The following is a 12,204-nucleotide window of genomic DNA, read 5'->3' as shown; positions in this document are numbered from 1 at the left end:
ATGGAAAATCCTAAAATTTTAATTTACGATGGCAGCTTTAATGGGTTTCTAACTACGGTCTTCAAAATTTTTGAAGAAAAAATTGAAGTAACCAACATTCAGAGGAATACGGAGAATCAAAAAGGACTGTTTTCCGAGGCGATAACCGTTTTCACCCAAATGGATAAGGCCAGACGAGTTTGGAACAGTATACAGAAAAAAAGCAATGCAGCTATTAAGTCCATTTATTTCGCTTTTTTAAGTGAATCCAAGGGTATTGAACTGCTTTTGTACCAATATATACGTTCCATGTATGCCAATTCCAATGATGACCCCATAGAGGATATGGCTGAAATTATATTAAAAATTCAGCAACATTCAAGAATGGTGGCAAGGGAAAAACATAGAATTGAAGCCATTGCAAATTTTAAAATATCGCAAGATCAGGTCTACTTTTCCAGTGTTTCACCGGGATTCGACGTACTACCGCTTATTTCCAAATACTTCAGGTCCAAATTCCATGGCCAGGAATTTATGGTTTACGATCAGAAAAGAAAATATGCCATTTATTACAACCTATACACCGTAGAAGTTATATCCTTGGAATTTTCAGCCTATGATTGTACCGGAGATATTTCCCAGACCAACATAAAACAACTGATAAATAGTAAAATACACTCACATACACGATATTCCAGACAACCCCAGTTGGCGATTTTAAGTGAAAAGGAGGCGGTATAATACAATTGCCCGTTTATTGGCACAGAGTTTCAATTAAACCCCTATCCCTTCTTTATGCAAATGTTCCTGCGTGCCTTCAATTTATTGAAATAAAATTATGGCATCAAATCCCGTTTTAGGTTACTTTGTTTTTTCACCCACAAAATTATCGCTCTGATTCTTAAAAAGTACATTAAAAGTGGTTAAACTTCCGTATATACGGGTAATGTACTGTTGCAAATCAACCTTTTCAAGATCGTCCAAATTATTACTGCTGTTTATTTTCTGTTCCATCACCCTGATTCGATCTCTGACCATTACAATTTTATGAAAAAACGTGTCCATAGGAATTTCCTTGTCAGACAAGTTGGCATCACCAGGTTTTAGTACCAAGTTACCGCCTTTCCATTTATCGGCAATTGGTGTTATGGCACTGGCATCACTCCATCTTTTTAATATTGAAATCAGTGATTGTTCCACCTCGGAAAAACTTATGGTATCCACCTCATCCTCCACTGCCTCAATGACCTCAAAGTTGGAATTCAAATCAATGGTTTCCAGTCCATTATCCATAAAAGTAACCCAATAATGTTTGGAAGTAACATTGGTAACAACTCCTTTTCCATATTCGCTGTGGTTGATTCGTGAACCTATTCCTAAAAGTTGCATTAAAAAATATTTTAAAGTTTAGAATGCTAATTTATAGCTAAGGTTTTAATCTACAAAAAACTAAATAGCACCAACTTCATTTTTAGGCTTCAAAGTCGTAACTTCGCACATTGCTAATGAAAATGATCAAGTACGAAGAGAATATCGAGGTGAGAGGCGCACGTGTGCACAACCTAAAAAATATAGATGTTACCATACCACGCGAAAAGTTGGTTGTTATTACCGGATTGTCAGGAAGCGGAAAATCATCCTTGGCCTTTGACACTATTTATGCGGAAGGCCAAAGGAGATACATTGAGACCTTCTCGGCATATGCACGACAGTTTTTGGGAGGACTGGAGCGACCAGATGTGGACAAAATTGACGGACTGTCACCCGTTATTGCCATTGAGCAAAAAACTACTTCAAAATCGCCTAGGTCAACAGTTGGGACCATTACCGAAATTTACGATTTCCTAAGACTTTTATTTGCTAGGGCAAGTGACGCCTATAGTTATAATACTGGGGAAAAAATGGTTAGTTATGATGATGGGCAAATAAAGGAATTGATTATATCCTCTTATGGAGGCAAAAAGATTAACGTACTGGCTCCAATCGTCAAATCCAGAAAAGGGCACTATAGGGAACTTTTTGAACAGATTGCCAAACAAGGATTTGTTAAAGTAAGGATAGATGGGGAAATAAAGGATATTGTAAAGGGTATGAAAGTGGACCGATACAAGACCCATGATATCGAGATTGTTATTGACCGACTTAAAATTGAGGAGAGTTCCGAGTTGGACAAGCGTATTTCCGAAACTATCAATACGGCAATGTACAGTGGCGAAAATGTATTGATGATTTTGGAAGAGGGAACCGAGGTGCCGCGCTATTTTAGTAGGGATTTAATGTGTCCCTCAACCGGAATTTCATATCCTTCCCCTGAGCCCAATACGTTTTCTTTTAACTCACCCAAGGGCATGTGTCCCGATTGTAATGGGCTGGGGCATGTTTATGAGGTAAACGAAAATAAAATTTTCCCGAACAAAAAGTTGTCGATCAAAGGAGGAGGCATTGCCCCTTTGGGAGAATATAAAAATTCCTGGGCCTTTAAACAGATCGAAACCATAGCGCAACGCTATAATTTTGAAATTACGGCCCCTGTTTCCCAAATTCCAGGTGAAGCTATTCAAATATTGCTCTACGGCGGCAAGGAAAGTTTTGAAGTGGACTCCAAAACCTTAGGGGTAAAACGTCTTTACAAAATAGATTACGAAGGGATATCCAACTTTATTAAGAGTCAATTTCATGAGGCCAATTCTACTTCGATCAAAAGATGGGCAAAGGAATATATGGACAAAATTAAATGTCCAAGTTGTGATGGGACACGTTTAAAACAAGAGTCCTTGTACTTTAAGATCGACAACAAAAATATTGCCGACCTATCCAATCTGGACATTACAGATTTGGCTGATTTCTTTAACGGTCTGGAAAAAATATTAGAAGGCAACCAATTAAAAATTGCCGAGGAAATTATTAAGGAGATAAAAACAAGAATTCAATTCTTATTGGATGTAGGCTTGGATTATTTATCCTTAAATAGAAGCAGTAAGTCACTTTCGGGGGGTGAAGCCCAGCGCATTAGGTTGGCAACACAAATTGGATCTCAATTGGTAGGTGTCCTATATATTCTGGATGAACCCAGTATAGGTTTGCACCAAAGGGATAACGAACGTTTAATTAAGTCCTTGGAATCTCTTAGAGACCTTGGCAATTCTGTAATAGTTGTGGAACATGACCGCGACATGATAGAGCGCGCAGACCATGTCATAGATATTGGACCTAAAGCTGGAAAACATGGAGGGGAAATAATTTCGGAAGGTAAGCCTGAGGCTTTAAAGAACCATCACACCTTGACCGCCGATTATATCTCTGGGAAATTGAAAATTGAGATTCCCAAAAAACGTAGGGAAGGGAATGGTAAAAGCCTTGAATTAACTGGCTGTACCGGTAATAATTTAAAAAATGTTTCCGTTAGTTTTCCCCTAGGAAAAATGATTGGGGTCACTGGCGTTTCAGGCAGCGGAAAATCTACCTTGATCAATGAGACCCTATATCCAATATTAAATGCCTTTTATTTTAATGGTGTAAAAAAACCCATGCCCTACAAAAAAATCAAGGGACTGGAAAATATTGACAAAGTAATAGATATTAATCAATCGCCCATTGGAAGAACACCACGGTCCAATCCGGCAACCTATACAGGCGTCTTTAGCGAAATCAGGTCTCTTTTCGCCAAGACACAAGAAGCTGCCATTAGGGGGTATAAACCCGGTCGGTTTAGCTTTAATGTAACTGGAGGCCGTTGTGAAACTTGCCAAGGCGGAGGTTTAAGGGTTATCGAGATGAATTTTTTGCCCGATGTATATGTTGAATGTGAGACCTGCAATGGTAAACGTTTTAATAGGGAAACCTTGGAAATCCGATACAAGGGCAAATCCATCGCGGATGTGCTGGAAATGACCATAAACGAATCGGTGGCATTTTTTGAGAATATCCCTAAAATTTATCGCAAATTAAAGACTATTCAAGATGTAGGTCTTGGATATATTTCCTTGGGCCAACAGTCTACCACCCTTTCGGGAGGGGAGGCACAGCGAATAAAATTAGCTACCGAACTCTCTAAAAGGGACACAGGTAATACCTTTTATATTTTGGACGAACCAACAACTGGCTTACACTTTGAGGATATTAGGGTATTGATGAACGTGCTTAATAAGCTTGTAAACAAGGGGAATACGGTACTGGTAATTGAACATAATATTGACGTTATAAAAATGATGGACCATATTATCGACATTGGTTATGAAGGTGGGCGAAATGGTGGTATGGTAGTTGCAAAAGGTACTCCTGAAGAAGTGGCTTTGGATAAAAAGAGTTACACCTCAATATTTCTTAGAAAAGAATTAGGTTTGTGAAATTAATAGTCCATTTAAAATACTATTTTCTTCAAAAATGCATTTTATATGCAATGTAAGCGATGGTTTAAATTGAATGTGGATAAAAATATAATATGAGAAAAGAACAACATCATAAAGGATGGAATGAGATAAAAACCAACGATTCCTGGGCTCTATTTAAGATTATGGGCGAATTTGTGAATGGATTTGAAAAAATGAGCGCTATTGGACCTTGTGTATCCATCTTTGGATCGGCACGTAACAAACCAGGTGACAAATACTATGAATTGGCGGTAAGTGTGGCCAAGAGCATATCTGAAGCCGGTTATGGAATTATAACAGGTGGTGGTCCTGGAATTATGGAAGCTGGGAATCGAGGAGCACATTTAGCAGGTGGCACCTCTGTTGGATTGAATATTGATCTGCCCTTCGAACAACATGACAATCCTTATATAGATAGCGATAAAAGTTTGGATTTTGATTATTTCTTTGTGCGTAAAGTCATGTTCGTAAAATATTCCCAAGGTTTTGTTGTTATGCCCGGCGGTTTTGGAACACTGGATGAACTTTTTGAAGCTATAACCCTAATACAGACCAATAAAATAGAACAGTTCCCGATTATATTGGTTGGTACAGAGTTTTGGGGCGGATTGTTGGATTGGATAAAAAATTCTATGCTCACTGTGGGGAATATTAGTCCAGAAGATCTAGATTTAATACAGATCGTGGACTCGGAACAAGAAGTTGTAGACATAATTGACGCCTTTTATAAAGGCAATATATTAAGTCCAAATTTTTAAATTCAAAGATTCTTGAAGCAGTTGGCATTTAATATGAAACCTATAATTTTTTTGATAATTTTGTTTGTCGGTGGACTTTGCATAGCCCAACATACCAACAAGGTTATTGCAACCCTAAATGCAGAAAAAAATGAATTTTCCATTCAACAAGATATTGAGTACGTAAATAGATCCAAGGACACATTAAAGCTTATTTACCTTAATGATTGGGCTAATGCTTATGCCAATAAAAACACTGCATTGGCCAAAAGATTTGCTGAGGAATTTAAAAAGGGGCTACATCTCGCAAAAGATGAAGAGAGGGGAAATACTAAAATCGTAAGTACTGTTGACGACGACTATCACGGATTGGATTGGGAGTATGCATCTGGTAAAGATATTATCAAAATTGTCCTGAACCGTCCCTTAGCACCCCAAGCATCAACTAAATTATTTATTACATACAAAGTAAAATTACCTGCGGATAAGTTTACTACCTACGGATATAATAATAATGGTGGTTATTATCTAAAGGACTGGTACCTTACCCCCGCCGTATATAACGGAAGTTGGCATTTGTATTCCAATAAGAATTTGGAAGATCTTTATACGGATATGGCGAACACCTCCATAGAACTCATTATCCCTAAAAATTTAAATGCGGTCTCTAATTTCCATGAATTAAATAAAATAACTGTTGGTAATCTACAGCATATTTATTTGCAGGGAATTCAACAAAAAAGTGGTGAAATAATAATTGGTCCGACCAAGCAATTTATAAAACATGTAACACCTGAGCTAACAATTTTGACCGACCTAAGGTCTCCCAGATACGACGAAATTTCTACAGGAATTTCTATTAACAGGGTATCTAAGTATATCTACGAAAACTTGGGCGACTTTCCACATAAGCATGTACTGGTAAGTGAATTGGACTACAATAAGAATCCCTTATATGGAATAAATCAACTTCCCAGTTTTATACGGCCATATGAGGAGCAGTTCCAATTTGAAATGAAATTTCTGAAAACCACCCTCAATAGTTTTATTAAGGAAACCATGTTTCTTGATACTAGAAATGAAAAATGGGTTACAGATGCCATTTTGAACTATCTAATGATCGGTTTTGTGGAAGAATACTATCCAGATCAAAAATTGTTGGGTAAATTATCAAGCATTTGGGGTATCCGTAGTTTCCATTTGGCAAAAATGAATTTTAATGAACAATATCCTCTGCTTCACATGCTATCGGCTAGAAGAAATGTTGATCAATCCCTTACAACCCCCAACGATTCGCTAATAAAGTTCAATCAAAAAATTGCAAACAGGTACAAGGCCGGACTAGGGCTGGCATATTTGGCCGACTATACAGGTAAAGAACATGTAGATCGCAGTGTGAAGGAGTTCTACATTAATTACCGGTTAAAACCAACAACTGCGGCAGATTTTAAATTTATAGTCGTGGAGAACTCTGATAAGGATATCAATTGGTTTTTTGATGAATACGTTTCTACTACGAGTAAAATCGATTTTAAAATAAAAAAGGTACAAAAACTGGAGGATTCATTGGTCGTTACTTTAAAAAATAAAGAAGGCACCAATGTCCCTATCTCCCTTTTTGGAATTAAAAATGATACTGTTGTTTCTAGTTATTGGTTCACCGATATAGCCGATGAACAGACTTTGACCATTCCAAGGAACGGTGAGGACCGTTTGGTTTTGAATTATGATCAGACCATACCGGAATTCAACCAACGCGATAACTGGAAATCATTGAACGGCTTCTTTTCCAGTAACAAAAAATTAAAATTTCAATTTTTTAAGGATGCCGAGGATCCCTATTACAATCAGGTTTTTTATGTTCCTGTATTGGGCTTCAATAAATACGATGGACTCTCCCCAGGTATGAGGTTGCACAACAAAACCTTATTGGAAAGGCCCTTTGTCTTTGATATAGCCCCTACCTATGCACCTAACGAAAAGACATTCGTGGGATATGGTAAATTTAATTTTAGTCAATATCACGGGACCAGCGGACTATATGTTACCAATTATTCCCTAAGGGGGTCTACTTCCCATTTTCAGGAAAATTCACGCTACAGTACATTAAGTCCATCCATAGGTTTCGGTTGGAGACCCAGTAATCTTTTGCTGAATAAAAGAGAAGCATTAATATTTAGATCCATAAGTGTCTTTAGGGACATTGACCCAAACCTACAAACTTTGGGACTGGAAACGGATCCTGATTATAATGTTCTCAACGCAAAATATTACAACACCACGAACAATATAATTAATTATTTGTCCTGGTCCGTGGATGCGCAGTATTCCAATAAATTTACCAAGCTTGCTTACGAATTGGAATACCGCAAACTTTTTGAGAACAATAGGCAATTCAACTTACGCTTTTTCGCGGGTAAATTTATTAGAAATAAAACCGCTGGGAACACTGACTTCTTTAGTTTTGCCCTTGACCGGCCTACGGATTACCTATTTGATTATGATTATTTAGGTAGATCGGAAGGATCTGGTATCTACAGTCAACAAATTATTGTTGCCGAAGGTGGTTTTAAATCAAAATTGGAAAACCCCTTTGCCAATGATTGGATGGCAACCGTTAATACCAGCGTGAATATTTGGCGCTGGATAGAACTTTACGGGGATTTAGGTTTGGTTAAAAATAAAGGGATTAAAGAAAGATTGGTTTACGACTCTGGAATACGTTTGAATCTTTTAACCGATTATTTTGAACTTTATCTTCCCTTGTACTCCAATAATGGTTGGGAGATATCTCAGCCTCAATATGATCAAAAAATTAGATTTGTGATAACCTTTAGTCCCAGGACCTTAACCGGACTATTTACCAGAAAATGGTTTTAAATTATTGATATATTCTTATATTCCAGTTAATTTTTTGTGATATTCTTAATAATTAAAAACACACTTCTGTTTTCTTTAAGGAATTATTAATTATTATCCTCTTCCATTCGTTGCAAAAACCATAATGATTTGATATTTTTGCGACAAACGATACATTCCGTAATGAATATAGATTCCGAAGCAAGCAGCGATATTTCATTTGACGATTTTCAATTACAGATATTGAAAGACTATGAAATAGCGGTCACAAGCAGGGAATGTAGCCTATTGGGAAGAAGGGAAGTTCTGACTGGAAAGGCGAAATTTGGAATTTTTGGCGATGGAAAGGAGCTCCCACAATTGGCTATGGCCAGATCCTTTAGGAATGGGGATTTCAGAAGTGGTTATTATAGGGATCAAACTTTTATGATGGCACTTGATTTACTTACGCCAAAAGATTTTTTCCATGGTTTATATGCTACTACAGATATAACCAAAGATCCCATGAGTGCTGGAAGACAAATGGGAGGACATTTCACTACTTTTAGTTTAAATGAAGACGGAAGCTGGCGAGATCTCACCAAACAAAAAAACAGTAGTGCCGATATTTCCTGTACTGCCGGACAAATGCCTAGATTGCTGGGCTTGGCACAAGCCTCTAAAATATATAGGAACGTAAAAGTTCAAAATAGTTCAAAATTTTCTGAGAACGGCAATGAAGTAGCATGGGGAACCATAGGCAATGCGAGTACCAGTGAAGGGGTCTTTTTTGAAACCATAAACGCTGCCGGAGTTTTACAAGTGCCTATGGTAATTAGTATTTGGGATGATAATTACGGCATTTCGGTACATGCCAAACATCAGACTACCAAAGAAGACATTTCCAAAATTTTAGCTGGTTTTCAGCGGGACGAAAAGAATGCTGGCTATGAGATCTTAAAAGTGAAGGGTTGGGATTATACCGCCCTGATCCATGCGTATGAAAATGCATCGGATATTGCCAGGGACGAACATGTACCTGTACTTATTCATATTACCGAACTTACACAGCCCCAAGGTCATTCTACCTCAGGCTCTCATGAACGTTACAAAAGTGAGGAGCGTTTGCAATGGGAAAGGGATAATGATTGCAACAAGCGCTATAGGGAGTGGATACTGGAAAATAACATAGCAACGGAAGAGGATTTAAAAACTCTTGAAAAGAACATTAAAAGGCAGGTTCGCAGTGCGCGTAAGGAAGCATGGGAAGAGTTTTTAACTCCCCATAAAGCGCAGAAAAAAGTGTTGGTCAATTTATTGGAAAATGCAGCCAACTCCAGTATCAATAAAAATTTTATTACAAAAATCAAAAATGATCTAATAGCCATTGAAGAACCCATAAAGAAAGATATGGCTTCCAATGCTAGAAAAGCCCTACGTTATTTATTAGGGGAAAGCAGTAAGGAGAAAGACCTATTGGCGGCTTGGACAAACAAATTTTTAGAAGAATCCCAAACCAAATTCAGCTCATATCTATACAACGAACAAAGTAACAATGCCTTAAGTGTTCCAGAAGTAAAACCTTCCTATAATAAAGAGTCAGAAGAAGTGGATGGTAGAGTAATTCTAAGGGATAATTTTGACCTGCTTTTTGAAAGATACTCCCAGGCCCTAATTTTTGGTGAGGATAGCGGGGCTATTGGTGACGTAAATCAAGGATTGGAAGGACTTCAGAAGAAATATGGAGAACTTAGGGTAGCGGATGTTGGAATTAGGGAAGCTAGCATAATTGGGCAAGGTATAGGAATGGCAATGAGAGGTTTGCGACCCATTGCTGAAATTCAGTATTTGGATTATATATTTTACGCCCTGTTTACCTTGACAGATGATTTGGCCACACTTCTATATAGGACCGTTGGTAAACAGAGAGCTCCATTGATCGTTAGGACCCGAGGGCACAGGTTGGAAGGAATTTGGCATTCTGGGTCGCAAATGGGTGGATTAATTCACTTGTTGCGAGGTATGTATATTTTGGTGCCCAGGAACATGACCAAGGCCGCTGGTTTTTACAATACCCTTATGAAAGGCAATGAGCCAGCCCTCCTAATTGAAAGCCTGAACGGTTATCGTCTAAAGGAGCCCATGCCAAATAACTTAGGGGAACTGTGTACCCCAATTGGAGTGGTTGAAGTTGTGAAGCCGGGAGAGGATATTACCTTGCTGTCTTATGGATCTACCTTAAGAATTGTGATGCAAGCGGCCAATGAACTAAAAGAAGTAGGGATTGATGCCGAGGTTGTGGATGCACAAAGTTTGTTACCTTTTGATCTACGACATGACTTGCTCACTAGTGTTAAAAAGACAAGTAGATTATTGGTTATAGACGAAGACGTTCCTGGTGGCTGCTCCGCGTATTTAACCCATGAAATTATTGAAAAACAAGGGGCTTACAAATACTTGGACAGTGCTCCCCAAACCCTTACGGCAAAGCCTCATAGACCGGCTTATGCCACAGATGGCGACTATTTTTCCAAACCCAACTCGGAGGATATTTTTGAGAAGGTATATGCTATAATGCGCGAATCCAATCCTATGGATTTTCCTAAGCTAAGATAGAGGAAACTTGATAACTTAATGTTTTTTGACCTACCGGCAAGAGTAATTCTTTTAATATTTTATAAAATTATAAGAAACTAATGGTTACTTTTATCCCGCTCTAAATCTATTAATTTTTATTTTATATACACCCCCATGAAAGACCTAGGCCTACTACTTCTTCGCGTTTCTTCTGCCCTACTAATGATCACCCATGGACTCCCAAAACTTCAAAAACTCATTGGAGGTAATTTTGAATTTGGAGATCCTATTGGGTTAGGTGCAACACCTTCCTTATTTCTTGCTGTTATTGGTGAATTTGTATGCCCAATTTTAGTCATTGTAGGATTTAAGACCAGATGGGCAACAGTACCTACAATAATTACCATGCTGGTAGTAATATTGATAGTACACGGTTCCGATCCCTTTAACGTAAAGGAAAAGGCCATTTTATTTTTGGTAACCTTTACCACAATCCTTTTGCTGGGTCCTGGAAAATATAGCTTGGATAAGAAGTAAAGTTGGTCTACCAGCCTGTACTAAAATTATATTTTTTGACAATCCCTACCACGTTTGTTTTTCACAAACAATGCGTTGGATAGGTAAGGGTGCCTTATAACTAACAAAATTCGGCATACCAATGGCCCTCTTTGCCCAAACTAAAATTAATGTGGCTTAGAAAATTTTGAACAACAATTCTTTAAGGAGATCTCCTTGGGCCATATTAGATCCAACTCCTTTACCCTTGACATCCAATTCCCTTAGATTGGAAATAATTTCACTGACCCGTCTCATGGGATAGTTTCTTGCTGCTGCCTGAATTTCGGTCACGAAATAAGGTTTAATACCCAAGGCGCTGGAAACACTTTTGGGAGAATGGTCCTTCAGACCATGATAAGTGAGCAATTGAATGAAAAAAGAATACAAAAGTGTGATGGTCAGAACAAAAGGATTGTCCTTGGGATTTTGGGCAAAATAGCTGACAATTCTTGTTGCTTTTAAAACATCACGTTCCACAATGGCCTTTTTAAGTTCAAAATTGTTGTAGTCCTTGCTTATACCAATGTTGACCTCAATTGCCTCAGGGGTAATTTCAATTCCCTTTGGGACAACCAAACATAATTTTTCAAGTTCTTTGTCGATCTTACCCAAATCGGTCCCTAGGAATTCAACCAATAAATTGGCTGCCTTGAAAGTAATTCCATACCCCCTGGAATGCAGGGATTTCTTGATCCAATCCGCTACCTGATTTTCATAAAGCTTTTTACTTTCAAATATAATCCCCGATTTATTAATGGATTTATATAATTTCTTACGTTTATCCAGCTTATTGTACTTATAGCACAATACCAATACCGTTGAAGGTTGTGGTTGATCGGAATAGGAAACTAAATTTTCTATGGAACGGGATAAATGTTGAGCCTCCTTGACAATAACCACTTGACGTTCCGACATCATGGGATATCTCTTTGCATTGCCAACGATGTCCTCTATGGTGACTTCCTTCCCATAAAGTATCACCTGATTAAATCCGCGCTCTTCCTCCGTAAGCACATTTTTTTCAATATACTCTGCAATCTTATCAATATAGTAGGGTTCCTCCCCGGTTAGAAAATATATTGGTGCAATATTTCCATTTTTTATACTGCTTACAATTTGTTTTACCTCTTCCATATAAAAAAATT

The 12,204-nt window shown here is 37.9% G+C and carries 8 protein-coding genes; 6 read left to right on the top strand and 2 right to left on the bottom strand.

Annotated elements, in window-relative coordinates:
- Nucleotides 1-720: a TIGR03915 family putative DNA repair protein gene (locus tag CWD91_RS15740; RefSeq protein ID WP_103441925.1), complete on the top strand. Its 720-nt coding sequence runs from the start codon at nt 1-3 to the stop codon at nt 718-720.
- Between the two features lie 120 nt (nt 721-840).
- Here the strand turns inward: CWD91_RS15740 and CWD91_RS15735 are convergent, their stop codons facing one another.
- Complete coding sequence (locus CWD91_RS15735) at nt 841-1,368, bottom strand: hypothetical protein (RefSeq protein WP_103441924.1); 528 nt, start codon at nt 1,366-1,368, stop codon at nt 841-843.
- Nucleotides 1,369-1,490: 122 nt separating this feature from the next.
- Here CWD91_RS15735 and uvrA point away from each other — a divergent pair, with 122 nt between their 5' ends.
- From uvrA to CWD91_RS15710, 5 genes are all read left to right on the top strand, one after another.
- On the top strand, nt 1,491-4,325 hold the full coding sequence (uvrA, locus tag CWD91_RS15730; protein WP_103441990.1) for an excinuclease ABC subunit UvrA: 2,835 nt from the start codon (nt 1,491-1,493) through the stop codon (nt 4,323-4,325).
- A gap of 95 nt (nt 4,326-4,420) precedes the next feature.
- Nucleotides 4,421-5,107 carry an LOG family protein gene (locus tag CWD91_RS15725; RefSeq protein ID WP_103441923.1) on the top strand — a complete coding sequence of 229 codons (687 nt, stop codon included), beginning with the start codon at nt 4,421-4,423 and terminating at the stop codon, nt 5,105-5,107.
- A gap of 33 nt (nt 5,108-5,140) precedes the next feature.
- Nucleotides 5,141-7,966: a gluzincin family metallopeptidase gene (locus tag CWD91_RS15720; RefSeq protein ID WP_103441922.1), complete on the top strand. Its 2,826-nt coding sequence runs from the start codon at nt 5,141-5,143 to the stop codon at nt 7,964-7,966.
- A 162-nt stretch (nt 7,967-8,128) separates the two neighbouring features.
- Nucleotides 8,129-10,540, top strand: a complete 2,412-nt coding sequence (locus tag CWD91_RS15715) for an alpha-ketoacid dehydrogenase subunit alpha/beta (protein ID WP_103441921.1) — start codon at nt 8,129-8,131, stop codon at nt 10,538-10,540.
- Nucleotides 10,541-10,675: 135 nt separating this feature from the next.
- Nucleotides 10,676-11,038: a DoxX family protein gene (locus CWD91_RS15710; protein WP_103441920.1), complete on the top strand. Its 363-nt coding sequence runs from the start codon at nt 10,676-10,678 to the stop codon at nt 11,036-11,038.
- A gap of 156 nt (nt 11,039-11,194) precedes the next feature.
- Here the strand turns inward: CWD91_RS15710 and holA are convergent, their stop codons facing one another.
- Nucleotides 11,195-12,193: a DNA polymerase III subunit delta gene (gene holA / locus CWD91_RS15705; RefSeq protein WP_103441989.1), complete on the bottom strand. Its 999-nt coding sequence runs from the start codon at nt 12,191-12,193 to the stop codon at nt 11,195-11,197.
- Between the last annotated feature and the right edge of the window lie 11 nt (nt 12,194-12,204).

Origin of the sequence: Arenibacter hampyeongensis (genome assembly GCF_002909255.1) — a bacterium.
Classification (GTDB): domain Bacteria; phylum Bacteroidota; class Bacteroidia; order Flavobacteriales; family Flavobacteriaceae; genus Arenibacter; species Arenibacter hampyeongensis.
The sequence above is the reverse complement of the archived record's forward strand: the minus strand, read 5'-3'. Positions and strand labels throughout refer to the sequence as shown.